Origin of the sequence: Streptomyces roseirectus (assembly GCF_014489635.1) — a bacterium.
GTDB classification, from domain to species: Bacteria; Actinomycetota; Actinomycetes; order Streptomycetales; family Streptomycetaceae; genus Streptomyces; species Streptomyces roseirectus.
Genome location: NZ_CP060828.1, coordinates 4,138,061 through 4,164,964, shown reverse-complemented (window position 1 = coordinate 4,164,964; position 26,904 = coordinate 4,138,061). Strand labels below are relative to the sequence as shown.

The following is a 26,904-nucleotide window of genomic DNA, read 5'->3' as shown; positions in this document are numbered from 1 at the left end:
GTGAACGTTCGACGGGTAAATGGCTAGATCTCCCAGTATTGTGCTGAGCTGTGCCTCGCCCATTGGGAGAACTCGAAGACGCGGTCATGACGCGGGTGTGGAAGTGGAACCGTCCGGTCACCGTTCGGGAAGTCCTGGAAGACCTTCAGCGGGAACGGCCACTCGCGTACACCACGGTGATGACCGTTTTGGACAATCTCCATCAGAAGGGCTGGGTGCGCCGGGAGTCGGAAGGCCGGGCCTATCGATATGAGGCGGTCTCCACGCGCGCGGCGTACTCCGCCGCCCTGATGAACGACGCCTGGAGCCAGAGCGACAACCCGGCCGCCGCCCTGGTCGCGTTCTTCGGGATGATGAGCGACGAACAGCGCCACGCCCTGCGGGACGCCGTACGGATGGTCCAGGGCCCCGAGACGCCCGAGCCGGCCCCCGGGGAGAGCCCCGGCGCGGCGGCGGAGGGTGCCGGGCGATAGCGTCCGCTCATGTCAGCGCACAATCCCGCGGCGCGCGAGAACTCCGCGGTCCCCGCCAAAGCCATCACCGTCCGGCGCGCCCGGACCGGCGATGTCCCCGCCGTACGCCGACTCCTCGACGACTACGCGCGCGAACGCATCCTGCTCGACAAAGCGACGGTGACGCTTTACGAGGACATCCAGGAGTTCTGGGTCGCGGAACGGGACGACAACGCCGAGGTCGTCGGCTGCGGCGCGCTGCACGTCATGTGGGAAGACCTCGCGGAAGTCCGCACTCTCGCCGTCAAGCCCGGCCTGAAGGGCTCCGGTGTCGGGCATCAGTTGCTGGAGAAGTTGCTGCACACGGCGCGTTGGCTCGGTGTTCGCCGGGTTTTCTGTCTGACCTTCGAAGTGGACTTCTTCGGCAAGCACGGCTTCGTGGAGATCGGTGAGACGCCGGTGGACACCGATGTCTACGCGGAGCTGCTCCGTTCCTATGACGAGGGCGTCGCCGAGTTCCTGGGACTCGAACGAGTGAAACCGAACACCTTGGGCAACAGCCGGATGCTTCTGCATCTGTGATCGACCTTGCCCAAGGGTCCTATGTCCGAAACGCGCACGTTTCCGGTCTGGGCGGGCGGCCGGTCTCTCCCAGGGGTTTGTGTTTTCCCAGCAAAAGCGGTTTGCTTTCCGACGTACTGCGTAGTGCATATAACTAGGGGCGGTGAAACGGCGGACGCCGCAGACCCCCAGCCCTCTCGTTATCGATGAAAGGAATACCGGTGGCACAGAAGGTTCAGGTCCTTCTTGTCGACGACCTCGACGGCGGCGAGGCGGACGAGACCGTGACGTTCGCGCTGGACGGCAAGACCTACGAGATCGACCTCACGACGGCCAACGCGGACAAGCTGCGCGGCCTCCTCGACCCGTACGTGAAGGGCGGCCGGCGCACCGGTGGCCGTGCCTCCGGCGGTCGCGGAAAGGCCCGTGCCGCGGCCGGCGGCAACCAGGACACCGCACAGATCCGCGCCTGGGCGAAGGAGAACGGTTACGACGTCAACGACCGTGGCCGTGTTCCCGCGACCATCCGCGAGGCCTACGAGAAGGCCAACGGCTGAGCGCACGCGCGCCGCAGGCGGACACGGTGCCCTTGAGTCGCCAGCGTGTCCACCAGCCGTACGAGATCGGGGGCGCCCTTGTCGCCCCCAGGTGTCGGCATCGCCGGCAGCGAGGTCAGAGCCTCGCGACCCGGAACGGGGGGCCGCAGCCACATGGCGGCCCCCTGTGCAGTTCTCCGGCGGGCCGTCCCGGGCGGCAGCGGGGCGGTGACGCTCCCGCCCTCGCCGGTCGCCGTCAGGTCCAGGGGCAGCGTGCCCCACTCCAGCCACTGGAGGATCCCCGGCAGCTCCTCCGCGCCGCCCGCCGCGATCCACAGCCCCATCCGGTCGCCGCGCACCGCGACCGGGGTGCCCGGGGCGAGCAGCCCGAGCGCGGCGCGGCCCGCCTCCGCGGGGACATCGAGGACGTCGAAGATCCGGCCCGTGAAAAGTCGTACCGGCGATCCGGGCACTGTCGGCCAGCCCAGCTCGTTCTCGTACCAACCGCGGATTCCCGGCCGGGGATCGCGTGGACGACGGGGGGAGGGGACCGTGGTGACGGAGGCGAGCGTGCGGCCGTCCGGCGGACCGGGCGTGAGGCCGGGCTCGGGCGTGGGCCCGGGGGCGGAGCCAACCATGCCAAGCGCAACCGCGCGAAGGGCCGGAGAGTTACGCTGAGTGTGGTACTGACCGCGCAGAGTGCGGAAAGGGGGGTGTCGAGTCGTGAAGGCAGACGCAAGGTTGTTCGCCCGTAGCGGAGGGAACCGGTGCGTACGGCATGGACTGTCGGTCCTGGCGGGTAAGACATCCCTAGTGAGAGGGGTCGACACGCAGGAGAGGCCGTACCGCGTTCGCCGTCGGCGTACTGGCGACCGGGGTAACTGCCTGGCCTGCGGGAACATCGTCTCGCACCATCAGGTTGGAGCAGATGTCGGCGTTCGGGGTCGGGAGACCGCGCCAGGTCCTCGGGCCTGCGGAGGTGATCCGGACGGTGTCGGCAGTTGGAATGAGCGGTCCCCGCTTGCGGGACTAAGCTGCGGAAGGACAGCGAGGGGAGCGTCCCCTCATTGCCTGACCGCTCTGAGGAGCGATTAACGATGTTCGAGAGGTTCACCGACCGCGCGCGGCGGGTTGTCGTCCTGGCTCAGGAAGAAGCCCGGATGCTCAACCACAACTACATCGGCACCGAGCACATCCTCCTGGGCCTGATCCACGAGGGTGAGGGTGTCGCCGCAAAGGCCCTGGAGAGCCTCGGCATTTCGCTTGAGGCGGTCCGTCAGCAGGTGGAGGAGATCATCGGTCAGGGCCAGCAGGCCCCGTCCGGGCACATCCCCTTCACCCCCCGTGCCAAGAAGGTCCTGGAGCTGTCGCTCCGCGAGGCCCTTCAGCTGGGCCACAACTACATCGGCACGGAGCACATCCTGCTCGGCCTGATCCGCGAGGGCGAGGGCGTCGCCGCCCAGGTCCTCGTCAAGCTGGGCGCAGACCTCAACCGGGTGCGGCAGCAGGTCATCCAGTTGCTCTCCGGCTACCAGCAGAGCAAGGAGACCGCCACCGCCGGCGGCCCCGCCGAGGGCACGCCCTCGACCTCGCTCGTCCTCGACCAGTTCGGCCGCAACCTCACCCAGGCCGCTCGTGAGTCCAAGCTCGACCCGGTCATCGGGCGCGAGAAGGAGATCGAGCGGGTCATGCAGGTGCTGTCCCGCCGGACCAAGAACAACCCGGTCCTCATCGGTGAGCCCGGCGTCGGCAAGACCGCCGTCGTCGAGGGCCTTGCCCAGGCCATCGTCAAGGGCGAGGTGCCCGAGACCCTCAAGGACAAGCACCTCTACACCCTCGACCTCGGTGCCCTGGTCGCCGGGTCCCGCTACCGCGGTGACTTCGAGGAGCGGCTGAAGAAGGTCCTCAAGGAGATCCGCACCCGCGGCGACATCATCCTGTTCATCGACGAGCTGCACACGCTCGTCGGCGCGGGTGCCGCCGAGGGCGCGATCGACGCCGCCTCGATCCTCAAGCCGATGCTGGCGCGCGGTGAGCTCCAGACCATCGGCGCCACCACGCTCGACGAGTACCGCAAGCACCTGGAGAAGGACGCGGCCCTTGAGCGCCGCTTCCAGCCCATCCAGGTCGCCGAGCCCTCGCTGCCGCACACCATCGAGATCCTGAAGGGTCTGCGCGACCGCTACGAGGCCCACCACCGGGTCTCCATCACGGACGAGGCGCTGGTCCAGGCCGCCACCCTGGCCGACCGGTACATCTCGGACCGCTTCCTGCCGGACAAGGCGATCGACCTGATCGACGAGGCCGGCTCCCGGATGCGCATCCGCCGGATGACCGCGCCGCCAGACCTGCGCGAGTTCGACGAGAAGATCGCCGGCGTCCGCCGCGACAAGGAGTCCGCGATCGACTCGCAGGACTTCGAGAAGGCCGCGTCCCTGCGCGACAAGGAGAAGCAGCTCCTCGCCGCCAAGGCCAAGCGGGAGAAGGAGTGGAAGGCCGGCGACATGGACGTCGTCGCCGAGGTCGACGGCGAGCTGATCGCCGAGGTCCTGGCCACCGCCACCGGCATCCCGGTCTTCAAGCTCACCGAGGAGGAGTCGTCCCGCCTGCTGCGCATGGAGGACGAGCTCCACAAGCGGGTCATCGGCCAGAAGGACGCCGTCAAGGCGCTCTCGAAGGCGATCCGCCGTACGCGCGCCGGGCTCAAGGACCCGAAGCGCCCGGGTGGTTCGTTCATCTTCGCCGGCCCGTCCGGTGTCGGTAAGACCGAGCTGTCCAAGGCGCTCGCCGAGTTCCTGTTCGGCGACGAGGACGCGCTGATCTCCCTCGACATGTCGGAGTTCAGCGAGAAGCACACCGTCTCGCGGCTCTTCGGCTCGCCCCCCGGCTACGTCGGGTACGAGGAGGGCGGCCAGCTCACCGAGAAGGTGCGCCGCAAGCCGTTCTCCGTCGTCCTCTTCGACGAGGTCGAGAAGGCCCACCCGGACATCTTCAACTCGCTGCTGCAGATCCTGGAGGACGGTCGCCTGACCGACTCCCAGGGCCGGGTCGTGGACTTCAAGAACACGGTCATCATCATGACGACCAACCTCGGCACCCGGGACATCTCCAAGGGCTTCAACCTGGGCTTCGCCGCCTCCGGCGACACGAAGACCAACTACGAGCGCATGAAGAACAAGGTGTCGGACGAGCTCAAGCAGCACTTCCGCCCCGAGTTCTTGAACCGCGTCGACGACGTCGTCGTCTTCCCGCAGCTCACGCAGGAGGACATCCTCGCCATCGTCGACCTGATGATCGGCAAGGTGGACGAGCGCCTGAAGGACCGCGACATGGGCATCGAGCTGTCGCAGTCGTCCAAGGAGCTGCTGTCCAAGAAGGGCTACGACCCCGTTCTGGGTGCCCGGCCGCTGCGCCGGACCATCCAGCGGGAGATCGAGGACACGCTCTCGGAGAAGATCCTCTTCGGCGAGCTGCGCCCCGGTCACATCGTGGTCGTCGACACGGAGGGCGAGGGCGACAACGCGACCTTCACCTTCCGCGGCGAGGAGAAGTCGGCGCTGCCCGACGTCCCGCCGATCGAGCAGGCGGCCGGCGGTGGCGGGCCGAACCTGAGCAAGGAGGCGTAAGCCTCAGCCTCCGGCGGATCAGCCGTACGGAAGGGGCCGGTGCTTTCGAGCACCGGCCCCTTCCGGCTGCCTGGCGGGGCGGGGCGTGCAGGAGAGCGGTTGGACGCCGGGTCCGCAGCGGGTCCGCAGCGGGTCGGCAGCGGGTCGGCGTCGGTTGTCGCGGAGGGAGCCGCGGGGTGCGTCACTTCGGCAGGCGGCAGGCGGCAGGCGGCAGGCGGCAGGCGGCAGGCGGCAGGCGGCAGGCGAGCGGGTGTCGGGTGTCGGGTGTCGGGGGGGGCGTGCGCGGTCGCGCTGGAGAAGGGGCCGCTGGTGGCCTGCGCGCCCGGCTTCCGGCCGCCCGCGGTTCTTCGGCGGGCCGGGGGTTTCGGGAATGCGGCAGGGCCGGGTCCGGCGCTTTTGGAGGCGTCGGAACCGGCCCTGTCGTGTAGTGGGGCTGTGAGGGTTACGAGAGCTGGCCGTCGTAGTCCGGCAGCTTGTACGTCTTCTCGGCGTGGCCGCCCGAGAGGTCGGTGGCGCTGTTGCCGATGTTCGCGATGATCGTGTAGCCCTTGTTCTCGATGTCGACGCGCTGGGCGGTCTTGTAGGCGGCGACGTCCTTGAAGAGGTCGATGAAGCCGCGGACGTACAGGCCGGAGACCTGGTAGCCGACCGTCTTGAGGTTGAAGTCGGTCGCCGACTTGATGATGCCCGGCCGGGCGGTGACGAAGAACAGGGCGACGCCGTGCTCCTGCGCGTACTTGGCGACGTTCAGGACGGGCTTGTTGGCCGGCTGCGGGTAGCTGAAGCCGAAGTCGGTCTCCAGCGCGGTGTTGTCGATGTCCAGGACGAGCGCCTGCTTCTCGCCCGGCTTCGCGGCGGCGATACGGTTCTGCAGGTAGGGCAGGGCCTGGTCCATCAGGGCCTGGCAGTCCTGCTGCCAGGTCGCGTAGTCGACGTCCGCGGCGGCTGCGGTGGCGGTGGAGGTGCTGGTGGCCGTAGCGGCCTGGGCGCCGGCCGGGACCGCGAGGGCCGTCACGGCGGTCGCCGCGACGACGGTCAGGCCGATACGGCGCGTCCAGGTGCCTCTGGTCATGGGTGGGGTCCTCTCGCGTCCTTGCGCTGCCATGTCGTGAGCATGCTGATCGGTGGGGGTGGCCTGAGGGGAACCAGCGGGTTACTGGACGGTAGATGGTGCTGAGAGCCACGTCACAGACCCGTGCGTACATCGTGACCAGCATCACAACTCGCCCTGAAGGAAGGGTTCTTGGGGTGGGTGGCCGGTGATGTGGCGCACAGGGGGTGCGTCACGTACTAGGCGGAATAGGGGAGGGGTGGCTTGGGTCGTCTGTCCTGATCAGGGGTTTTTGTGGTGACGTACTAGCTTCTGTCGTAGGTCACCCGTTTGGGGGTCCGAGGGGGCGCGGGTTACCAAGGGGTGGTCCACCTGGCGGGTTCGTGTGCCGGGTGGCTTTTCTGTCCCCGACCTTCCGAGGTACTTGATGTCCCCGCGCGCTTTCCTCCGCTCCCTCCGTACGTCCTCGCTCCGCACCCGCGTGGCCGTCGGCGCCACCGCCGCCGGCGCCGCGGTCGTGCTGGGCGGTGCGGGGACGGCGTCCGCCGCGGCTCCCTCCTGGGTCGACCCGGTGAAGTCGTACACCCTCTCCGCGAGCTTCGCGCAGGCGGGGAACCTGTGGTCCGCCAAGCACAGCGGGCAGGACTTCGCGGTGCCGACCGGGACGGTCGTCGTCGCCGCCCACGGGGGGACCGTCGTCAAGGCGGGGCCCGGCGGTGCCGGGGACGGGGCCGCGTACGGCAACGCCGTCGTCATCAAGCACGCGAACGGGGTGTACTCGCAGTACGCCCACCTCTCGCGGATCGACGTCAAGGTCGGGCAGGTCGTCGCCACGGGGCAGCGGATCGGGCTCGCCGGCAGCACCGGGAACTCGACGGGGCCGCACCTGCACTTCGAGATCCGGACGACGGCGAACTACGGCTCGGCCGTGGATCCGGTGGCGTTTCTGCGGGGCAAGGGCGTGACCGTCTGAGGGCAGGCGGTTCGTGAGGGGGGGGCGCTTGTCCTGGGGGCTTGATCCTGCGGGACGGCGTTTCAGCGCTTCGCGTTCTCGTGGGCCTGGGTGACCAGGTCGATCGCGACCTCCAGGACCGCCTCGCGCTTGGCCTCCGGGGCGCCGTCGAAGTCCTGGAGGAGGAACATGCCGGCGTGCAGAGTGAAGATCGCGCTGACGCAGCGGACCTGCTCGGTGAGGGGGGCCTCGCGGTCGATGATGATGTCGCGCAGGCCCTGCATGCGGCCCTTGAAGGAGTCGCCGATCTGGAGTTCGCGGACCGTCGCCTGGTTCTCCTGCATGAAGCGGAAGAGGGGGGCGGCGTCGGCGAGGTGGCGGCTGTAGCGCCGCACGATCTCCTGCTTGGTCTCCAGGGTGTGGGGCTGCTCGGCGCCCCAGTCGATCAGCTCCTGGATCGGTTTCGTCAGATCCTCGAAGATGCTGACGATGATCTCTTCCTTCGTCTTGAAGTGGTAGTACAGGGCCGCTTTGGTCACGTCCAGCCGCTCGGCGATCTCGCGGAGCGATGTCTTCTCGTAGCCCTGCTCGGCGAAGAGTTCGAGCGCGACGTCCTGGATGCGCTGGCGGGTGTTGCCGCGCCGCTGCTGCTTGGTGCCGTCCATGGTGGGGCCCATCTTCCAACTCCTCGCGCCACTTCGGAAACCCGCCCGCCGGGTGGTTGCCTTGGGAAAAAACTTACTTGACGACCGGCTAGTTACGGGTCTACGTTCCCCAGTGTATCGAACTAGCCGGTCGGCAAGTAAGTAGCCGGCCTGGGGGAGTGGGAACCATGGCGGACACACGAAGCGTTGAATCGGTGAACGGGGACGGGGTGCAACGGGCGGCGGGATCGGTCGCCGGAGCCTCGGCGCCCCCGGGGGCGGTGGCGTCCAAGACGGAGGCACCGGCGGGAGCGGCCGGCACCGCGCCGGAGGGCAAGCAGCCCCGGAGCGTACGGGTCGTCCTGCTCGCGCTGATGATCACGATGATGCTGGCCATGCTCGACAACATGATCGTCGGCACGGCCATGCCGACGATCGTGGGCGACCTGGGCGGCCTCGAACACCTCTCGTGGGTGGTGACGGCGTACACCCTCGCGACGGCCGCGGCGACCCCCATCTGGGGCAAGCTCGGTGACATGTACGGCCGCAAGGCCACCTTCATGACGTCGATCGTCATCTTCCTGGTCGGCTCCGCGCTCAGCGGCATGGCGCAGGACATGGGCCAGCTCATCGCCTTCCGGGCTGTTCAGGGGCTCGGCGCCGGCGGTCTGATGGTCGGCGTGATGGCGATCATCGGCGACCTCGTGCCGCCCCGCGAGCGCGGCAAGTACCAGGGCATGATGGCGGGCGTCATGGCGCTCGCGATGATCGGCGGACCGCTCGTCGGCGGCACGATCACCGACCACTGGGGCTGGCGCTGGGCCTTCTACATCAACCTGCCGCTCGGCGTCGTCGCCTTCGCCCTGATCAGCGTCGTCCTGCACCTGCCGAAGAAGCGCTCGCAGGCGCGCATCGACTACCTCGGCGCCGCGCTGCTGACCGTCGGCATCACCGCGATCGTCCTCGTCACCACCTGGGGTGGGACGGAGTACGCCTGGACGTCCGCCCGGATCATGGAGCTGATCGGGATCGGCGTCGCCGCGCTCGTCGGGTTCGTGTTCTGGCAGACGAAGGCCGCCGAGCCGATCCTGCCGCTGCACATCTTCCGCAGCCTCAACTTCACGCTGATGTCCGTCATCGGGTTCGTCACCGGGTTCGTGATGTTCGGGGCGACGCTCTTCCTGCCGCTCTACCAGCAGTCCGTGCAGGGCGCGTCCGCGACCAACTCCGGGCTGCTGCTCCTGCCGATGCTGGGCGCGATGCTCGTCACCTCCATGATCGCCGGGCGGATCACCACCAGCACCGGGCGCTACAAGGTGTTCCCGGTCGTCGGCAGCGTCCTCATGATCGGCGGGCTGTACCTGCTGTCCACGATGGACACCGGGACCTCGCGGCTCACTTCCGGGGTCTTCATGGCCGTCGTCGGGCTCGGTATGGGCTGCCTCATGCAGATCACCATGCTCGTCGCCCAGAACAGCGTCGAGATGAAGGACATGGGCGTCGCCTCCTCCTCCGCGACCCTCTTCCGGACGCTCGGGTCCTCCTTCGGTGTCGCCATCATGGGCGCGCTGTTCAACAACCGCGTCCAGGACGTCATGAGCGAGCGCGCCGGGGCTCTCGGGTCCAAGGTGACCGAGGCGTCCGCCCAGCTCGACGCGGCGAGCCTGGCGAAGCTGCCGGCCGCGGCCCGGGAGGCGTACCAGTACGCCGTGTCCTCCGGTAGTCACTCCGCCTTCCTCCTCGGTGCTGTGGTCGCTGTCGTGTCCCTGGTCGCCGCGTTCTTCGTGAAGGAGGTGCCGCTGAAGGGGGCGGGACCGCAGGGGCCGGGCGAGGTGTGATCCTCCAGTTCTGAACGAGGGCCTTCCGGTCGGTGTCCGCCGCTGGGAGGCCCTTCGGGGTGTCCGGTTCACGGCATCATCGGGTAGCTCCCCGTGTTCGTCGGGGCGTGTTCCGGGAGCCAGAGGACCGCCACCGCGCCCTCGGAGGGGACGTGTTCGGGGGCGGCCGGGGGGCGGACGTTGCGGAAGGTGAGGCGGGCGCCGAGGACGCGGGCCTGGCCGGCGGCGATGGTGAGGCCGAGGCCGTGGCCGTGGCCGGAGCGGTCGGAGCTGCCGGTGCGGAAGCGGCTGGGGCCGTCGGCGAGCAGGGCCTCCGGGAAACCGGGGCCGTGGTCGCGGACCCGGATGACGCGGCCCTCGACGGTGACCTCGATGGGCGGCTTGCCGTGCCGCGCGGCGTTGGCCAGGAGGTTGAACAGGACGCGCTCCAGGCGACGCGGGTCGGTGGTGACCTCCGACTCGTGCACCACCCGGACCCGCACCGCCGGGTCCTTCGCGGCCACGCGGCGGGTGACGAATTCGCCGAGCATGATGTCCTGAAGCTCCGCCCGCTCGGAGGCGCCGTCCAGGCGGGCCACCTCCAGGACGTCCTCGACGAGTGTGCGCATCGCCTGCGCGCGGTCCAGGACGAGTTCGGTGGGGCGGCCCGGCGGCAGGAGTTCCGCCGCGGTCAGCAGCCCTGTCACCGGTGTCCGCAGCTCGTGCGCGATGTCGGCCGTCACCCGGCGCTCCGCCTCCAGCCGCTGCCGCAGCGCGTCCGCCATGGCGTCCACCGCGCTCGCTAGGTCGTCGGTCTCGTCCCGGACGACCCCGCCGATCGCGTCCTGCACGCGGACGTCCGCCTCGCCCTTGGCCACCTGGTTCGCCGCTGCCGCCGCCTTGCGCAGCCGGCGGGACAGCTGGCCGCCGATCAGCACGCCGAGCGCGCTGCCGCCGAGGACGACCGCTATGGAGCCGATGATCAGGGCCTGGTCGAGGTCGTTGAGGATGTCGGTGCTGCGGTCGGTGAAGCCCGTGTGCAGCGAGAGCACCCGGCCGTCCTTCACCGGCACGGCCGCCCAGATGTCCGGGACCCCGCCCCTGCGGTCCGCGACGAACGTCGCCCTGCGGCCCTCCTCGACCTTGTAGCGCAGCTCCGGGGGCAGCGTGGTGTCGTCGATCTTGATGCCGGGGAAGTTCGGACGGCCGGACAGCTCGTAGTTGCGCTGGGCGATCTGGACCCGCTCGTCGGCCAGGTCACGGGCGTTGTCCAGCATCGACACCCGTGCGGCGTTGTGCACGACCAGGCTCAGCACGATCGCGATCAGCGCACCGACCAGTGCGATCGCCGCGCTCAGCTTCCACTTGAGGCCCGTACGGACGTCCGCACGCTCCCAGAGCGCCTCCATCTGCTTCCGGATCATCCCCCGTACCCCTGCCCCGCTCATGCCTGCCCCGCTCATGCCTTCAGCTTGTAGCCGAAGCCGCGGACCGTCTCGATGCGGTCCTGGCCGATCTTGGTTCGCAGTCGCTGCACATGGACGTCGACGACGCGGGTGTCCCCGCCCCAGCCGTAGTCCCAGACGCGCTCCAGGAGTTTGTCGCGCGAGAGGACCGTCCCCGGCGCGGAGGAGAACTCCAGGAGCAGACGCATCTCCGTCGGCGTGAGCGCGACCGGGCTGCCCGCCTTCGTGACCTCCATGCCCTCGGTGTCGATCTCCAGGTCGCCGAAGGTCAGCACGCCGCCGGCGGCGGAAGCGGCGGGCTCGGCGCGGTCGCCCCCGCCCGCGTGCCCGAAGCGGCGCAGGACCGCGCGGATGCGGGCGACCAGGACGGCGCCGTCGAAGGGCTTGGTCACGTAGTCGTCCGCGCCGGCCTCCAGGCCCAGGACGACGTCGATCGAGTCGGCTCGCGCGGAGAGCATGATCACCGGCACGGTCGACTCGTCACGGATGCGCCGGCACAGGCTCACGCCGTCCAGGCCGGGCACCATCACGTCGAGCAGCGCGATGTCGGGGCGGTTCGCCCGGAACGCTTCGAGGCCCGACAGGCCGTCGGGCATGGCGGTGACCGCGAAGCCGTCCCGCTCCAGGGCGAGCTGGGTGGCCTCGCGGATGACGTCGTCGTCCTCGACGAACAGGACGTGTGTCTGGTCTGCCATCCGGGTGCTCTCAGTCTTCGTGGGGGTCTCTTGTCGGTCGTACCGTGCTCGGCGCGGGGCCTCCCACCAAGGGGACGCTCCGGATGCCCGGCCCGTTCGCCGTCGCTTTCACTCGTACATCGGTCCGGACCGTCCGATCGGTTCACACCGCCGGGGATTTTTTTGCCGGTCTCGATTTCCGCAGGTCAGCGAGGCACAGTCAAGACGCCGAAAGTCCGTGAAGCATGGCCGGTCGGCGGTTGTGCCGCAGCCGATCGGCCGATGGACCGGTCTACCCCGTGGGAGCCGGGGAGGGGACCGGAGTGGCTTCCGTCCCCGTGTTCCCGTACTCCGTGTGAGTGCTGAACTTCTTCGTGAAAGCGCCCGAGTTCCACAAGTACGTGATCACGGTCTCCCCGGACGGGTCGGAGACGGTGTCGTCCTTGGCGTAGACCTGCTTGGTCACGACGAGATAGCCGCGGTCGATCTCGGCGTAGACCGGCGGCTCCTCCGCTTTGAAGACGTTCTGGTAGCGCCCGTTCTTCTCGTGGTAGACGTACGAGCCGACGCCGACCGCGTCGCTGCACGTCAGTACGTTGACCACGATGTCGGTCGCGGCGCCGCCGGTCAGATTGCCGTACTCCACGTCGACCGGGTACTGGTCGGCGACGCACGGCTTCAGCTCGCGCTTGACCTCGGTGGCGACCTCGGGGTCGTCCTTGATGAGGCTGACCGCGTCGATCTGCCGGGGGTCGGAGAACTCGTTCTGCGAAGGGGTCGCGCCGGCGACGGCCTCCACGTGGGCCGGCCCCTCGTCGCGCGCGCCGGTGCCACCGGTCCCGCAGGCGGACGCACACAGGGCGAGGACGGCGAGCACGGACACTCCCGTGATCGCCGCCTGGAAGGTTCCCTGGGCCGCAGTTGGTTCCGGCTCGGTCAGGCCGCCGCGCAACGCTCCCGCTCCTCACGCTCCAGCGCGCGTGCGTCCAGATCGCGGGCCTCCAGCTCCTCGCGGAGCCGGGCGAGCGCCCGGTGCAGCGTGCTCTTGACCGTTCCGGCCGACATGCCGAGGGCGGCGGCCGTCTCCTCCGTGGACATCTGCTCCCAGTGTCGCAGCACGACGACACTGCGCTGCTTCGGAGCGAGGACTTTCATGGCGTCCATCAGGAGGGCGCGATCCGCGTGCTGCTCGGTGGCGTCCTCCACCGAGGCGTCCGGGAGCTGCTCGGTGGGCACTTCCTCCAGCTTGCGGGCCCGCCACCACTCCGTACGGGTGTTGATCATCACCCGGCGCAGGTAGGCGTCCGCGAGCCGCTTGTCCGCGATGCCCTCCCAGCGCCCGTAGGTGCGTGCCAGCGCCGTCTGGAGGAGGTCCTGGGCGTCGACCGGGTCAGGGACCAGCCGGCGGGCGCTGCGCAGCAGCGCGTCCTGTCGCGTGCGGACGTACTCCTCGAAACCGAGCACCTCGCTGTGCGCCATGTCCAACCGCCTCCGATCCCCGTTCCGGCCGACTTCCGTGCCGGTTTACCGCTTGTGGTCTGTGGCCCCGCGTGGCTGCCGGGCACGGGAAAAAAGCTACGGAGCTGTTGTCACGGCACTGTGCGGAGCAGCCTGCGGCGAGCGCGCGGCTGTCCGTCGGTTGTGTAACGAACGACGGATCGGATACGAGAGACGGGGGTTTTGGTGTGCCTATGGGGCGATTTGAGCTGTGGGTGGATGTGACACAGCCGAAGGATCCGCTGTGACAGAGGACCTTCGGCTGTGAGGTGACCGTGAATCAGATCGAGTGGTTCACCCCTGCGGCAGGCGGTACAGGCCGCCCGCGAGAGGTTCCACCAGGCCGTCGGAGACGAGGCCGTCGAGCGCCCGCGCGCGCTGCACCGGCTCGTGCCACACCCGGTCGAGCGCGGACTGCGGCACGGGCGCGTGCGCCTCGCGCAGGACGGCGAGCAGCTTGCCGCGCACCTGGCGGTCCGTCCCGGCGTACGTCTGGCCCCGGCGCGGCGGCCCCTCGTGCTCGGGCTTGCCCGCGAGACGCCAGGCGCAGCTCGCGGCGATCGGGCAGCGGTGGCAGCTCTCGTTCTTGGCGGTGCACACCAGGGCGCCCAGTTCCATGGAGGCGGCGGCCCAGCGCGCGGCCGTCGACTCGTCGTCCGGCAGCAGCGCGCGCGCCAGTTTGCGCTCGGCGGCCGTGGTGGCGTTCGGCGGGTACTGGGTGCCCGACACCGCGCGCGCGAAGACCCGGCGGACGTTCGTGTCCAGGACGGCGTGCCGGCGCCCGTACGCGAAGGAGGCGACGGCCGCGGCCGTGTACTCGCCGATGCCGGGCAGCGCGAGGAGCTGGGCGTGGTCCGAGGGGACGTCGCCGCCGTGCCGCTCCGTTATGGCGACCGCGGCGCCGTGCAGGCGCAGGGCGCGGCGCGGGTAGCCGAGCCGGCCCCACGCGCGCACGGCCTCGCCGGGCGCCTCGGCGGCCAGGTCGGCGGGGCGCGGCCAGCGGGCGAGCCACTGCTCGTAGATCGGCAGGACGCGGTTCACGGGCGTCTGCTGGAGCATGAACTCGCTGACCATCACGCCCCACGCGCCCGCCTCGGGGCGCCGCCAGGGCAGGTCTCGCGCGTGTTCGTCGAACCAGTCGATGACCGGGGCGTGCAGATGGGCGCCGACGGTCTCGCCGGGCTCTTCGTCGCGCGCGCGTGCTCGGCGGGACAGGCCGGGGACGGCGTCGGCGGGGGTGGTGTGCGGGGGCTTCGTGGGCGCAGTCATGGCCCTTCGATCCTGCCATGGGAAGGGGTGCACGCGTGCGTGCCGTCACCCGTGAGGGGGGTGCCGCGCGCGAGCCCCGGAGCGCCGGTTTCCCTGTCGTGGCCAAAGGTGCAAGGGGTGCGATTGTGAACGAGTAGGGCGCCGAGGGGCGTTGTGGCGGACGCGACCGGGATGATGATCCGGAAAAGTTGTGGTTCAGGCGGCGGGTGGGGACGGCGAACGCCGGGATCTCTCGTACAGTTTGCGCCGTGGGATCTCTGCGCAATCCGGTCGGGCCGCTTCCCTCCACCATCTACTGGCGACGGAGGGCCGTACTGCTGTCCGTGCTGGCCCTGTTGGCGCTTCTGATCGCCTGGATCGTCGTCTCCGGCGACGGCGGCAAGAAGAACGGCGCCGACGGCTCCAACGGCAAGAATCCCGTCTCCTCGATCACCCCCGGGCCGTCCGGCTCGGGCCCGGCGATCAGCCAACACCCGGGCGGACGCGACGAGTCGACGCCCGGCGACTCCAACGGCTCGTCCTCCGGCGGCGGTTCGGACGACGGCGGCTCCGGATCGGACACCGGCTCGGGTGACGCGGGCGGCGACACCTCGGGCGGCACCGGCACCGGCGGCGACGACGGCTCCAACGGCAGCGGCAGCGCGGGCACCGCCCTCCCGGCCGGCACCGCGCTCCCCAACTGCACGGCCAGCGTGGTCACCTGGACCCTCAGCAGCGTCACCAACACCTACTCGCCCGACCAGACGCCGACCTTCCGGCTCACCGCGCGCAACAGCTCCGCGAGCGACTGCAAGGTCGACCTCGGGCCGAGGAACACGGTCCTGACGATCACTCAGACCGGCAGCGACGACACCTACTGGGCCTCCGACGACTGCCCGAAGAACGCCGCCGCCGCCCTCTACCGCGTCCCCGCCGGCAGCGCCTTCACCTACACCCTGAAGTGGGACCGCAAGCCGAGCGCCCCCGAGTGCGCCACCCCGCCCGCGGGCACCGCGAGCGCCGGCACCTACCTCGTCGAGGCCAAGACCCCGGGATTCGCGAAGGCACAGATCTCGTTCGTCCTGGAGGCGGACTGACCGTCCGTCGCCGCCGCGCGCCGGAGCCGGACGTACGGCCGCTCAGGGGCCGTTTCCGGGGCGCGTGACCCCCTCTCGGGGATCTTGTGCCCGGCGCTCGCGCGAAGGGCCGTCGCAGCGTCTCGAACGCCGTGACGGCCCTTTCCCGTACGTACTGCTGATCCCGCGTCAGGCGCGACGCCGTCAGACGTACCGCTCCAGGATCGACGACTCCGCCAGCCGGGACAGTCCCTCGCGGACACTGCGTGCGCGGGCCTCGCCGACGCCGTCGACGGTCTGGAGGTCGTCCACGCTCGCGGCCAGCAGCTTCTGGAGGCCGCCGAAGTGCTCCACCAGGCGGTCGATGATCGCGCCGGGCAGCCGGGGCACCTTCGCGAGGAGCCGGAAACCGCGCGGCGAGACCGCCGAGTCGAGTGCCTCGGGAGACGCCGTGTAGCCCAGCGCGCGGGCGACCGTGGACATTTCGAGCAGTTCCGCGTGCGTCAGCGCGTCCAGCTCGGACAGTGCCTCGTCGACCGTACGGGAACGTTTCGCGGTCGGCTCGGGGACGTAGTCCCGCACGACCAGCTCGCGCTCCGGCTCCACGCCCGCGATCAACTCGTCGAGCTGGAGGGCCAGCAGACGGCCGTCCGTGCCCAGCTCGACGACGTACTCGGCGATCTCGGTGGCGATCCGGCGGACCATCTCCAGGCGCTGTGCGACCGCCGAGACGTCCCGGACGGTCACCAGGTCCTCGATCTCCAGCGCCGACAGCGTCCCCGCGACCTCGTCCAGGCGCAGCTTGTAGCGCTCCAGGGTCGCGAGCGCCTGGTTCGCGCGCGACAGGATCGCCGCCGAGTCCTCCAGGACACGCCGCTGCCCGTCGACGTACAGGGCGATCAGGCGCATCGACTGGGAGACCGACACGACCGGGAAACCGACCTGCTTGGAGACGCGGTCGGCGGTGCGGTGACGCGTGCCCGTCTCCTCGGTGGGGATCGTCGGGTCCGGGACCAGCTGTACGCCCGCGCGCAGGATCTTCGACAGGTCCGATGAGACGACGATCCCGCCGTCCAGCTTGCACAGTTCACGCAGGCGCGTCGCGGAGAACTCGACGTCCAGGACGAACCCGCCCGTGCACATCGCCTCGACGGTCTTGTCGGAGCCCAGCACGATCAGACCGCCCGTGTTGCCCCGCAGGACCCGCTCCAGGCCGTCCCGCAGGGCCGTGCCCGGAGCGACGGCGCTCAGGGAGGCGCGCATCAGGCCATCGGAACCGGCACTCCCACCGGACTTGCCGGGAGCCGCTGCCCGGTCGTTGGCTGCCACTGCACTCCTCCGGTCACAGGTTCTGGGGGGCTCCCGCCTGCGCACTCGGTTCGTACGGACGGGCGAGACCAGGGCAAAGTCTACCGGCGGTCCCCCTCGTCCTGGGGGGCCTGTCGGCGACGCGAGCGCGGGAGCACGCGCAGGGCGTCCCCTATGTCGGCGACTTCCAGGACCTTCATCCCGGCCGGGATCTTGCCCGGGTCGCCCGGCACGAGCGCGTGCGTGAAGCCCAGGCGGTGCGCCTCCGCGAGCCTGCGCTGCACGCCCGTCACCCGGCGGACCTCGCCCGCCAGGCCGACCTCGCCGATCGCCACCAGGTTCTTCGGCAGCGGGGTGTCGCTCGCGGCCGACGCCAGCGCCAGCGCGATCGCCAGGTCGGCGGCGGGCTCCGAGAGCCGCACGCCCCCGACCGTCGCCGAGTAGATGTCCCGCTTGCCCAGCGCGCTGATCCGGCCGCGCTGCTCCAGGACCGCCAGCATCATCGACACCCGGGACGTCTCCAGGCCCGACGTCGTCCGGCGCGGCGACGGGATCTGCGTGTCCACGGTCAGTGCCTGCACCTCCGCGACCAGCGGGCGCCGGCCCTCCAAGGTGACCGTCAGGCACGTGCCGGGCACCGGCTCGTCACGGCGGGTCAGGAACAGGCCGCTGGGGTCCGCGAGGCCCGTGATGCCCTCGTCGTGCAGCTCGAAGCAGCCGACCTCGTCCGTCGCGCCGTAGCGGTTCTTGACGCCCCGCACGAGGCGCAGGCGCGCGTGCCGGTCGCCCTCGAAGTGCAGGACCACGTCCACCAGGTGCTCCAGCAGGCGCGGGCCCGCGATCGCGCCGTCCTTCGTGACGTGGCCCACCAGGAGCGTCGACATGCCGCGGTCCTTCGAGGCGCGGATCAGGGCGCCGGCCACCTCGCGCACCTGCGCCATGCCGCCGGGGGCGCCGTCGATCTCCGGGGAGGCGACCGTCTGCACCGAGTCCAGGATCAGCAGCGACGGCTTCACCGCGTCCAAGTGGCCCAGGACGGCCGACAGGTCCGTCTCCGCCGCGAGGTACAGGTGGTCCGCCAGGGCGCCGATGCGGTCCGCGCGCAGGCGGACCTGGCTCGCCGACTCCTCGCCCGTCACGTACAGCGTGCGGTGCTCGTCGCTCGCCGACTTCGCCGCGACGTCCAGCAGGAGCGTCGACTTGCCCACGCCGGGCTCGCCCGCCAGCAGTACCACCGCGCCGGGGACCAGGCCGCCGCCCAGGACGCGGTCCAGCTCCGGGACGCCGGTCGTGCGCGCGGTCGCCTGCCTGCCGTCCACCTGGCCGATCGGGAGCGCGGACGTCGTCACCCGGCCCGGGGCCGTCGTACGCACCGCCGGGGCGGCGCCGTACTCCTCGATCGTCCCCCACGCCTGGCACTCCGGGCACCGGCCGAGCCACTTCGCCGTCTGCCAGCCGCATTCCGTGCAGCGGTAGGAGGGACGGTCCTTGGTGGTCTTCGTGCGGGCAGCCATGGGCAAACCGTAGCGGGCGCCACCGACAGCGCGGCGGGGCTGTGGACAACCGGCGCGGGTCACGGTGCGTGAGCGGCGGGAATCCGCCTCGGTCACCCCGGGAACCGGCCACTCCGGGGCGGTTCGTGTCCCCTATTGAGGGATCGTTTCACCCGTATGGATTAAAAGGGCTCAAGGTTTGGGAGCGGGGCGTTCCGGGGCGCCTACGGTCGCACGGGTGATGAGCACGAGTCCGGAGACCCCTCCCCGTACGACCGGCGCGCACCGGGAGCGACGGGAGGCGCGTGATCGTGAGGCGGCGCGCACGTTGGCGCAGCGACCGCCCGCGCGGTACGAACCGTATCTCGACGGCCTGTTCACGTACTGTCTGGCCGTCCTCTGCGACCATGACGCGGCCGTGGCGACCCTGGGCGACGCCCTGGCGTTCGCCGAGCGGCGCGGGCACCGGATGCCGGACGGGCACGGCGAGCAGCGGGCGTGGCTCTACGCGCTCGCGCGCTGGGCGTGTCTGCGCAGGCTGACGGAGGCGAAGCAGAAACGTCATGCCTCGCCCTCGTCTCCGGGCTCGGGCGAGCGCCGGGCCGAGCAGGCCGACGCGGACGAGGCCGTCCAGGAGCAGCGGCGCCGCGAACTCGCCCTGCTGGCCTGGCCGGAGGCCGCCGGCACCACCCCGGAGCAGCGCGAAGCGCTCGAACTCGCCGTGCGGCACCGGCTCGCCGCCGCCGAGGTCGCCGCGGTGCTCGGGATGGACCCCGCGGCCACCCGCGAACTGCTCTCCTCCGCGGCCTGCGAGGTCGAACGCACGCGCGCGGCCCTCGCGGTCGTGGAGACCGGCGGCTGCCCCGGCGTCGCCCGCCTCGCGGACGGTCACCACCTGGTGCTCAGCGCGGCCCTGCGGCGCGAACTCGTCCGGCACGTCGACGACTGCCCGCGCTGCCGCCGGGCCGCCGAGCGCGCCGTCCCCGGCCGCTGGCCCGGCGCGCAGATGACCCCGGCGGAACTGCCCGTCCTGGAGGCGCCCCGTGCCGCGCTGTACGTCGCGATGACGCACGTCCCGCGCGCGCGTGGCGCCGCCGCGCCCCGCTACGACCGGCGTGGCTTCCCGATGGACCCCAAGGACCGGGCGGCCCGGCGCGACCGTCTGCGCGCGCGTGCGGTGACGACGACCGTCGTCGCCACCGTCGTCGCCGCGCCCGTGCTCGCCCTGTGGGCCGCCTACCGGGGCGAGCCGGTGGGCGAGGGCGTCGACGGGAACGTCCCGCGCGCGAGCGAGGCGCAGCGGCCCGGCACGCTGGGCGGCGGGGCGAGCGGTGGCTACCAGAACGCCGGCAACGCGGGCGCCCGCGCCGGAGAAGGGCACGCGGACGGCAGCCGGGCCGACGTGTCGGTGGAGGTCATCAGCGTCGCGGGCGTGGGCGCGAAGGGGGCCGCGCGTCTCACCGTGACCGCCGCGAGCAGCGGTGACACCACCCTCGTCACCCTCACCGCCGCGAAGGACGGCGGTCCCGTCCGCTGGTCCGCCACCACGGGCGCCGCCTGGCTCTACCTGAGCACGTCCTCCGGCACGCTCGACCCCGGCGAGTCGATCACCGTCAAGGTGTACGTCGACGCCCTGCGCGAGCCCGCCGGGGCCTGGCACGCGCGCGTGGCGATCGCCCCGGCCGGCGTGGTCGTCTCCATCACCGGGTACGGGCCCGTCCCGACCGAACCCGGCACACCCGGCACGCCGCCCCCGTCGACGGGCCCTTCCCCCACCCCGAGCACATCACCGTCCCCCCCGGACCCCACTCCGAGTGACCCTCCGTCCAACTCGCCCGAACCGTCCCCCAGCGAGTCGTCCAGCGACCCGGGCAGCCCGTCACCGTCGGAAGGGGGCAGCGAACCCACTCCGGCGGCGTCTTGAGGGCATCGCGCGGGGGCGCTGGGCGGGGGTGCGCGCGAGGGAGGGCGGGCTGAGGGCCTGGCTTTGGGCTGGGCCCCGATGGGCTCCGGGCTGGGGCTCCCGGCGTGTGCGGGGCTGGGCAGGGTCGCTTCCACCGTGGTTCACGCGCGGTGGGGCGCTGTGAGGGCCGCCGGGCACGGCTGAGCGGGACGGTCGGCGCGCGCGGCAACTGCCGCCCGAAGCTCCGCGGGTCGGTGTTCCGCCGGGTGGTGTGGCGATGCGGGCCGTCGGTCTCCGCCCGGAGCCGGAACCGCGCCCACCGGGCCGCCCGGCCAGGGCGGGCTGCTCACCGGCGCCGGCCCTCGACGCGATGCGCGGGCGCCAGCCCGGCGGGCCGGCCCGCGGAGTCGCCGGCTCCGCGCCGGTACACCACCCAGTGGGGCGTGGCCCTCTGTGGCGTCCGAGGCTTCGCGAATCGGCCCTCCACACGCGGGGGCCGCGCACTAACTACGCCCCGTGGCGAAGGCGCCCGCCCACGCGCAGGAAGCGCCACCGGCCCGCCCGCCCCACGCGCGCGTAGCAACCGGGGCGTACGCGGCGACGTCGTCCCACACCCGCGTCCCACACCCGCGCGACGCCCCCGCGCGCGTAGCAACCCCCACTCGCCCAGCCCCACCCACGCCACCGCGACCGACCCGCTCCGCGCCCCCTGCGCCCGGCTTGATGCCGGTCGGGGGTGGGGGCGGGTGTGGAGGGCGGAGGGGCGGGAATTCGGATGGAGGCGTACGCGCGTGGGGGAGAGGGGGACGTGTGGAGGGGCGGTCAGGCCGGGTCGGCGGGGTGGGGGGCGAGGAGCGGGAGCTGGGACGCCAGACGGGCCTCGCAGAGCTCGACGAGACGGTCGTAGCCGGCCTTGCCCATCAGCTCGGTCAGTTCGGCCCGGTAGGTGACGTAGACGGGCTCTCCGGCGCCGTGCGCGGACGTCGCGGAGGTGCACCACCAGTGGAGGTCGTGACCGCCGGGACCCCAGCCGCGGCGGTCGTACTCGCCGATGGAGACCTGGAGGATCCGGGTGTCGTCGGGGCGGTCGATCCAGTCGTACGTGCGGCGCACCGGGAGCTGCCAGCAGACGTCCGGCTTGGTCTCCAGGGGCTCGCGGCCCTCCTGGAGGGCGAGGATGTGCAGCGAGCAGCCCGCGCCGCCGGCGAAGCCGGGACGGTTCTGGAAGATGCAGGAGCCGTTGAAGGGCCGGGTCTGCCGGGAGCCCTCGTCGTCCTTGGAGACCCAGCCGCCGCGCCGGCCCTCGGCGTGGTGCTGCCAGATCTCGGGCGTGAGCCGCGCCACATGCTCGGCGACGCGTTTCTCGTCCTCCTCGTCGGAGAAGTGCGCGCCCAGGGTGCAGCAGCCGTCGTCCGCGCGGCCAGCCTGGATGCCCTGGCAGCCGCTGCCGAAGACGCAGGTCCAGCGGGAGGTCAGCCAGGTCAGGTCGCAGCGGAACAGTTGCTCGTCGTTCGCGGGGTCCGGGAACTCGACCCACGCGCGCGGGAAGTCGAGGCCCTTCTCGTCGCCCTCCAGAGCCTGCCTCTTCGATGACCTCGCGTGCGAAGAACTCCCGGACGGCGCGCCCGCCTTGTCGGCCTTGGGTGACTTCTCCGGCTTTTCCCGGTTCTCGGTCTTCGCCTTTTTCGTCTTTGGCACGGGACCAGGGTATGCCGCCGCGGCCGTCTCACGGCACAGACGGAGGGACGGAGGACGGAGCCACTGGCAGTAGCGTTCCTTACATGAGACTCGGTGTCCTCGACGTGGGATCGAACACGGTGCATCTGCTGGTGGTGGACGCACACCCGGGCGCGCGCCCGCTGCCCGCGCACTCGCACAAGGCGGAGCTGCGCCTGGCCCAACTCCTCGACGAGGACGGGGCGATCGGCCCCGAGGGGGTCGACAGGCTCGTCGGCGTCGTCCAGGAGGCGCTTCAGGCGGCCGAGGACAAGGGCGTCGAGGACCTTCTGCCGTTCGCGACGTCGGCCGTCCGGGAGGCCAGCAACGCGGACGACGTCCTCGCGCGCGTGCACGCCGAGACCGGTGTCGAACTCCAGGTGCTCTCCGGCGCGGAGGAGGCCCGGCTGACCTTCCTCGCGGCCCGCCGCTGGTTCGGCTGGTCCGCGGGCAAGCTGCTCGTCCTGGACATCGGCGGGGGCTCCCTGGAGATCGCCTACGGCATCGACGAGCAGCCCGACGCGGCCGTCTCCCTCCCGCTCGGCGCGGGCCGCCTCACCGCCGGCTGGCTGCCGGGCGACCCGCCGGAGGCGGAGCGGATAAGAGCGCTGCGCCGGCACGCCCGCGCGCAGATCGCCCGCACGGTCGGTGAGTTCAGCCGCTTCGGCGCGCCCGATCACGTCGTCGCGACGTCCAAGACCTTCAAGCAGCTCGCCAGGATCGCCGGCGCCGCGCGCTCCACCGAAGGTCTCTACGTCCAGCGCGAGCTCAAGCGCGAGTCCCTGGAAGCCTGGGTGCCCCGCCTGGCGGGCATGACCGTCGCCCAGCGCGCCGAACTCCCGGGCGTCTCCGAGGGGCGCGCGGGCCAGCTCCTGGCCGGCGCACTGGTCGCCGAGGGCGTCATGGACCTCTTCGGCGTCGAGACGCTGGAGATCTGCCCCTGGGCCCTGCGCGAGGGCGTCATCCTGCGGCGGCTGGACCACATGCCGACGGCGTGAACGCGGCCCGTCGGCGCGCGCGAGGGCGTGCGCCGGCGGGCGAGGACGCCCACGGAGGCGCCGCACGCCCCGCGCGCGTGAAGTGCGCCACCTTGAGGACCCGGCACTTCCCGCCCCCGGGATCTCCGCCGCGTGCCCGGCTGGCCCCCGTCTGTCCTGCGAGGGTCGTCCCTATGCCCGGATTCGGCAGCCGTGCGCACGCGTGGCCGACCGGAACCGCCTCGCGGGAGGCCGCGGGGGACCCGGCCACGGCGCCCGGCGCGGCCCCGTACGCTGTCCCTCGTGGCAGAACCAGTGGTGCGCATCCCGGATGCGAAGGTCGCTCTGTCCACGGCCTCGGTCTATCCGGAGTCGACGGCGACGGCCTTCGAGATCGCCGCGCGCCTCGGGTACGACGGGGTCGAGGTGATGGTGTGGAACGACCCCGTCAGCCAGGACATCGAGGCGCTGAGACGGCTCAGTGACTACCACCGGATGCCGATCCTCGCCGTTCACGCGCCCTGCCTGCTGATCACGCAGCGGGTCTGGTCGACGGACCCCTGGGTCAAGCTCCAGCGTGCGCGCACGGCCGCCGAGAAGCTCGGGGCGAGCACCGTCGTCGTCCATCCGCCGTTCCGCTGGCAGCGGCAGTACGCGCGCGACTTCGTGCAGGGGATCTGGCGGATGGCCGACGAGACGGACGTCCGGTTCGCCGTCGAGAACATGTACCCCTGGCGCTACCGCGACCGCGAAATGCTCGCGTACGCGCCGGACTGGGACGTCACCAAGGACGACTACCGGCACTTCACGATCGACCTCAGCCACGCGGCGACCTCGCGCACCGAGGCGATGGAGATGGTCGACCGGATGGGCGACCGCCTCGGCCACGTCCACCTTGCCGACGGCCTCGGCTCCAACAAGGACGAGCACCTGGTCCCCGGGCGCGGCACGCAGCCCTGCGCCGAACTCCTCGAACGCCTCGCGCTGACCGGCTTCGACGGGCATGTCGTCATCGAGGTCAACACGCGCCGCGCGATGTCGGCGGCCGAACGCGAGGCCGACCTCGCCGAAGCCCTCGCCTTCACCCGCCTCCACCTCGCCTCGGCCCTGAAGGTCCCCCGCAGGTGACGCCCCGCCCACCGCGGCACGAGGACCGAGGGCCCGCCCCCGGCACCCCCGCCAAGCCCCTCCAGGCCGCCTCGGACGCCCCGTCAGCCCCCGCCGCGCCTCCTGGCACCCCGGACGCCCCCAAAACGGCTCACAGCGCCACAGAGGCCCCCTCGGCACCCCGTCGACGCGGTCGCCCCCGGCTCAGCGAGTCCGCGAGCGGGGAGACACGGGCGAAGATCCTCGCCGTGGCCCGCGAGGAGTTCTCCGAGCGGGGATACGAGAAGACGTCCGTGCGCGGGATCGCGAAGGCCGCCGGCGTCGACTCGGCGCTGGTGCACCACTACTTCGGCACCAAGGAGCAGGTGTTCGCGGCGGCCGTCGAGGACGCCGTCGCGCCCGCGCTGAACGCGCCCGACGTGCTTGCCGACGGCCCCTTCGAGGAGACCGGCGAGCGGTTCGCGCGGTTCGTCTTCGGCGTCTGGGAGAACCCGACCACCCGCACACCGCTGCTCGCGATCCTGCGCTCCGCCGTGACCAACGAGACCGCCGCCGCCGTCTTCCGCAGCCTGATCGCCTCCCAGCTCCTGTTCCGCGTCGCCGCGCGCGTGGACCTCCCGGACGCCGAGCTCCGCGCCGAACTGGCGGCCGCCCAGCTCGTCGGCTGCGCGCTGCTCCGGTACGTCGTCAAGGTCGAACCGCTGGCCTCGGCGGACATCGAACAGCTCATCGCGCGCGTGGCGCCGGTCGTGCAGGGGCACCTGACCGCACCGTGATCCGAACCTGACAAGCCACCCGCTGTCACCGCATCAGCGCCACCCTCGTCCCCGAGACGCACATCCCGCATTCCGGACGCCCCGTCCCGCCCCCTGGATGACCGGCGTACGCTCGGCAGCAGCCCTACCTGTCTGAAGGAGCGAGCGACGATGCCCGAGCTGAGGTCCCGCACAGTCACCCACGGCCGCAACATGGCGGGCGCCCGCGCCCTTATGCGCGCCTCCGGTGTACCCGGCGCGGACATCGGCCGTAAGCCGATCATCGCGGTCGCCAACAGCTTCACGGAGTTCGTGCCGGGCCACACCCACCTCCAGCCGGTGGGCCGGATCGTCAGCGAGGCGATCGTCGAGGCCGGCGGCATCCCGCGCGAGTTCAACACCATCGCCGTCGACGACGGCATCGCGATGGGCCACGGCGGCATGCTCTACAGCCTGCCCTCGCGCGACCTGATCGCGGACAGCGTCGAGTACATGGTCGAGGCGCACTGCGCGGACGCGCTGATCTGCATCTCCAACTGCGACAAGATCACCCCGGGCATGCTGAACGCGGCCCTGCGGCTGAACATCCCGACGGTGTTCGTCTCCGGCGGCCCCATGGAGTCCGGCCGCGCGACCCTGGTCGACGGCACGGTCCGCACGCTCGACCTGGTCGACGCGATCTCGGACGCCGTGAACGACAAGATCTCCGACGCGGACATCCAGCGCATCGAGGAGAACGCCTGCCCGACCTGCGGCTCGTGTTCCGGCATGTTCACCGCCAACTCGATGAACTGCCTGACCGAGGCGATCGGCCTCTCGCTCCCGGGCAACGGCTCCGTGCTGGCCACCCACACCGCGCGCAAGCGCCTCTACGAGGACGCCGCGCGCACGGTCATGGACATCACCCGCCGCTACTACGAGCAGGACGACGCGACGGTACTGCCCCGTTCCGTCGCTTCCTTCGCGGCGTTCGAGAACGCCATGGCGCTCGACATCGCCATGGGCGGCTCGACCAACACGATCCTGCACCTCCTGGCCGCCGCCCAGGAAGCCGAGGTCCCCTTCGGCCTGGAGCAGATCGACGCGGTCTCCCGGCGCGTCCCGTGCCTCGCCAAGGTCGCCCCCAACGTCGCCAAGAACCGCACGTACTACATGGAGGACGTCCACCGCGCGGGCGGCATCCCGGCCCTCCTGGGCGAGCTGCACCGCGCGGGGCTGCTCAACGAGGACGTGCACGCCGTCCACAGCCCCTCCCTGGCCGACTGGCTGAAGACCTGGGACGTGCGCGCCGGCTCCCCGTCCCCCGAGGCGATCGAGCTGTGGCACGCCGCCCCGGGCTGCGTGCGCTCCGCCGAGGCGTTCTCCCAGTCCGAGCGCTGGGACACGCTCGACGACGACGCCGAGGGCGGCTGCATCCGCTCCGCCGAGCACGCGTACTCCAAGGACGGCGGCCTGGCCGTCCTGAAGGGCAATCTGGCCGTCGACGGGGCCGTGGTGAAGACCGCGGGCGTCGACGAGTCCATCTGGACCTTCGAGGGCCCCGCGGTCGTCTGCGAGTCGCAGGAGGAGGCCGTGCAGAAGATCCTCCTCAAGGAGATCAAGGAGGGCGACGTCGTCGTCATCCGCTACGAGGGCCCCAAGGGCGGCCCCGGCATGCAGGAGATGCTCTACCCGACCTCGTACCTCAAGGGCCGCGGCCTCGGCAAGGCGTGCGCGCTGATCACCGACGGCCGCTTCTCCGGCGGCACCTCGGGCCTGTCGATCGGCCACGCCTCCCCGGAGGCGGCCGGCGGCGGCACCATCGCCCTGGTCGAGGACGGCGACCGCATCCGCATCGACATCCCGGGCCGCTCCATCGAGCTCCTGGTCGACGACGCCGAACTCGCCCGCCGCGAGGCCGCCCTGAACGGCGTCTACGCCCCCAAGAACCGCGAACGCAAGGTCTCCGCCGCCCTGCGCGCGTATGCGGCGATGGCCACCAGCGCCGACAAGGGCGCCGTCCGCGACGTCTCCAAGCTCGGCTGACGCCCGCGCGCACGACGGGC

At 71.4% G+C, this 26,904-nt stretch carries 23 protein-coding genes; 12 read left to right on the top strand and 11 right to left on the bottom strand.

Translation table 11 applies throughout. From position 1 onward, the window contains the following. The first annotated feature begins 86 nt into the window (after positions 1 to 86). From IAG44_RS17260 to IAG44_RS17250, 3 genes are all read left to right on the top strand, one after another. Complete coding sequence (locus tag IAG44_RS17260; RefSeq protein ID WP_246561797.1) at positions 87 to 473, top strand: BlaI/MecI/CopY family transcriptional regulator; 387 nt, start codon at positions 87 to 89, stop codon at positions 471 to 473. A 9-nt stretch (positions 474 to 482) separates the two neighbouring features. Next, a complete protein-coding gene (locus IAG44_RS17255) occupies positions 483 to 1,034 on the top strand; it encodes an amino-acid N-acetyltransferase (RefSeq protein ID WP_187747989.1) in 552 nt (183 codons plus the stop codon). Positions 1,035 to 1,234: 200 nt separating this feature from the next. Further along, on the top strand, positions 1,235 to 1,570 hold the full coding sequence (locus tag IAG44_RS17250; protein WP_187747988.1) for a histone-like nucleoid-structuring protein Lsr2: 336 nt from the start codon (positions 1,235 to 1,237) through the stop codon (positions 1,568 to 1,570). Here the strand turns inward: IAG44_RS17250 and IAG44_RS17245 are convergent. After that, complete coding sequence (locus IAG44_RS17245; protein WP_223006794.1) at positions 1,549 to 2,187, bottom strand: SCO3374 family protein; 639 nt, start codon at positions 2,185 to 2,187, stop codon at positions 1,549 to 1,551. The genes IAG44_RS17250 and IAG44_RS17245 overlap by 22 nt on opposite strands. Positions 2,188 to 2,646: 459 nt before the next feature. Here IAG44_RS17245 and IAG44_RS17240 point away from each other — a divergent pair, with 459 nt between their 5' ends. Beyond that, a complete protein-coding gene (locus IAG44_RS17240; RefSeq protein ID WP_187747987.1) occupies positions 2,647 to 5,175 on the top strand; it encodes an ATP-dependent Clp protease ATP-binding subunit in 2,529 nt (842 codons plus the stop codon). Between the two features lie 442 nt (positions 5,176 to 5,617). Here the strand turns inward: IAG44_RS17240 and IAG44_RS17235 are convergent, their stop codons facing one another. Continuing rightward, positions 5,618 to 6,247, bottom strand: a complete 630-nt coding sequence (locus IAG44_RS17235; protein ID WP_187747986.1) for an HAD family acid phosphatase — start codon at positions 6,245 to 6,247, stop codon at positions 5,618 to 5,620. A gap of 406 nt (positions 6,248 to 6,653) precedes the next feature. Here IAG44_RS17235 and IAG44_RS17230 point away from each other — a divergent pair, with 406 nt between their 5' ends. Next, positions 6,654 to 7,199 carry a M23 family metallopeptidase gene (locus tag IAG44_RS17230; protein WP_187747985.1) on the top strand — a complete coding sequence of 182 codons (546 nt, stop codon included), beginning with the start codon at positions 6,654 to 6,656 and terminating at the stop codon, positions 7,197 to 7,199. Between the two features lie 62 nt (positions 7,200 to 7,261). Here the strand turns inward: IAG44_RS17230 and IAG44_RS17225 are convergent, their stop codons facing one another. Beyond that, on the bottom strand, positions 7,262 to 7,855 hold the full coding sequence (locus IAG44_RS17225) for a TetR/AcrR family transcriptional regulator (protein WP_187747984.1): 594 nt from the start codon (positions 7,853 to 7,855) through the stop codon (positions 7,262 to 7,264). A 155-nt stretch (positions 7,856 to 8,010) separates the two neighbouring features. Between IAG44_RS17225 and IAG44_RS17220 the strand changes: the two genes are divergently transcribed. Next, entirely contained in the window at positions 8,011 to 9,660 is a 1,650-nt protein-coding gene (locus IAG44_RS17220) for an MDR family MFS transporter (protein ID WP_246561795.1), read from the top strand. A 68-nt stretch (positions 9,661 to 9,728) separates the two neighbouring features. On the opposite strand, the gene cseC is transcribed toward IAG44_RS17220, so the two are convergent. From cseC to IAG44_RS17195, 5 genes are all read right to left on the bottom strand, one after another. Further along, positions 9,729 to 11,063 carry a two-component system sensor histidine kinase CseC gene (cseC, locus tag IAG44_RS17215; RefSeq protein ID WP_187747983.1) on the bottom strand — a complete coding sequence of 445 codons (1,335 nt, stop codon included), beginning with the start codon at positions 11,061 to 11,063 and terminating at the stop codon, positions 9,729 to 9,731. A gap of 35 nt (positions 11,064 to 11,098) precedes the next feature. Beyond that, positions 11,099 to 11,800, bottom strand: coding sequence for a two-component system response regulator CseB (cseB, locus tag IAG44_RS17210; protein WP_187747982.1), 702 nt, complete (start codon positions 11,798 to 11,800; stop codon positions 11,099 to 11,101). Positions 11,801 to 12,071: 271 nt separating this feature from the next. Then, positions 12,072 to 12,731 carry a hypothetical protein gene (locus IAG44_RS17205; protein ID WP_187747981.1) on the bottom strand — a complete coding sequence of 220 codons (660 nt, stop codon included), beginning with the start codon at positions 12,729 to 12,731 and terminating at the stop codon, positions 12,072 to 12,074. Then, a complete protein-coding gene (locus IAG44_RS17200; RefSeq protein WP_187747980.1) occupies positions 12,716 to 13,258 on the bottom strand; it encodes a SigE family RNA polymerase sigma factor in 543 nt (180 codons plus the stop codon). Before IAG44_RS17200 ends, IAG44_RS17205 begins: the two co-directional genes overlap by 16 nt. 312 nt (positions 13,259 to 13,570) lie before the next feature. Next, complete coding sequence (locus IAG44_RS17195; protein WP_187747979.1) at positions 13,571 to 14,545, bottom strand: A/G-specific adenine glycosylase; 975 nt, start codon at positions 14,543 to 14,545, stop codon at positions 13,571 to 13,573. A 248-nt stretch (positions 14,546 to 14,793) separates the two neighbouring features. Between IAG44_RS17195 and IAG44_RS17190 the strand changes: the two genes are divergently transcribed. Continuing rightward, on the top strand, positions 14,794 to 15,621 hold the full coding sequence (locus IAG44_RS17190) for a hypothetical protein (RefSeq protein ID WP_187747978.1): 828 nt from the start codon (positions 14,794 to 14,796) through the stop codon (positions 15,619 to 15,621). A gap of 183 nt (positions 15,622 to 15,804) precedes the next feature. Here IAG44_RS17190 and disA read toward each other — a convergent pair whose 3' ends face one another. Both disA and radA read right to left on the bottom strand, forming a co-directional pair. Next, complete coding sequence (gene disA, locus IAG44_RS17185; RefSeq protein ID WP_187747977.1) at positions 15,805 to 16,929, bottom strand: DNA integrity scanning diadenylate cyclase DisA; 1,125 nt, start codon at positions 16,927 to 16,929, stop codon at positions 15,805 to 15,807. Positions 16,930 to 17,009: 80 nt separating this feature from the next. Next, positions 17,010 to 18,422 (bottom strand): DNA repair protein RadA, encoded by a 1,413-nt coding sequence (radA, locus tag IAG44_RS17180; RefSeq protein WP_187747976.1) that lies wholly within the window; start codon positions 18,420 to 18,422, stop codon positions 17,010 to 17,012. A 220-nt stretch (positions 18,423 to 18,642) separates the two neighbouring features. Here radA and IAG44_RS17175 point away from each other — a divergent pair, with 220 nt between their 5' ends. After that, a complete protein-coding gene (locus tag IAG44_RS17175) occupies positions 18,643 to 20,325 on the top strand; it encodes a BACON domain-containing protein (protein WP_223006793.1) in 1,683 nt (560 codons plus the stop codon). Positions 20,326 to 21,126: 801 nt separating this feature from the next. On the opposite strand, the gene IAG44_RS17170 is transcribed toward IAG44_RS17175, so the two are convergent. Then, complete coding sequence (locus IAG44_RS17170) at positions 21,127 to 22,002, bottom strand: DUF3109 family protein (protein WP_187747974.1); 876 nt, start codon at positions 22,000 to 22,002, stop codon at positions 21,127 to 21,129. A gap of 83 nt (positions 22,003 to 22,085) precedes the next feature. On the opposite strand from IAG44_RS17170, the gene IAG44_RS17165 reads away from it, so the two are divergent. The 4 genes from IAG44_RS17165 (at position 22,086) to ilvD (ending at position 26,884) form a co-directional block, all read left to right on the top strand. Then, the gene (locus IAG44_RS17165) at positions 22,086 to 23,018 is read left to right on the top strand and encodes a Ppx/GppA family phosphatase (RefSeq protein WP_187747973.1); all 933 of its coding nucleotides are present in this window, start codon (positions 22,086 to 22,088) and stop codon (positions 23,016 to 23,018) included. Positions 23,019 to 23,300: 282 nt separating this feature from the next. Beyond that, positions 23,301 to 24,125 carry a sugar phosphate isomerase/epimerase family protein gene (locus tag IAG44_RS17160; RefSeq protein WP_187747972.1) on the top strand — a complete coding sequence of 275 codons (825 nt, stop codon included), beginning with the start codon at positions 23,301 to 23,303 and terminating at the stop codon, positions 24,123 to 24,125. Between the two features lie 218 nt (positions 24,126 to 24,343). After that, on the top strand, positions 24,344 to 24,880 hold the full coding sequence (locus tag IAG44_RS17155; protein WP_246564078.1) for a TetR/AcrR family transcriptional regulator: 537 nt from the start codon (positions 24,344 to 24,346) through the stop codon (positions 24,878 to 24,880). A 150-nt stretch (positions 24,881 to 25,030) separates the two neighbouring features. Then, a complete protein-coding gene (gene ilvD, locus IAG44_RS17150) occupies positions 25,031 to 26,884 on the top strand; it encodes a dihydroxy-acid dehydratase (RefSeq protein WP_187747970.1) in 1,854 nt (617 codons plus the stop codon). Positions 26,885 to 26,904: the final 20 nt, after the last annotated feature.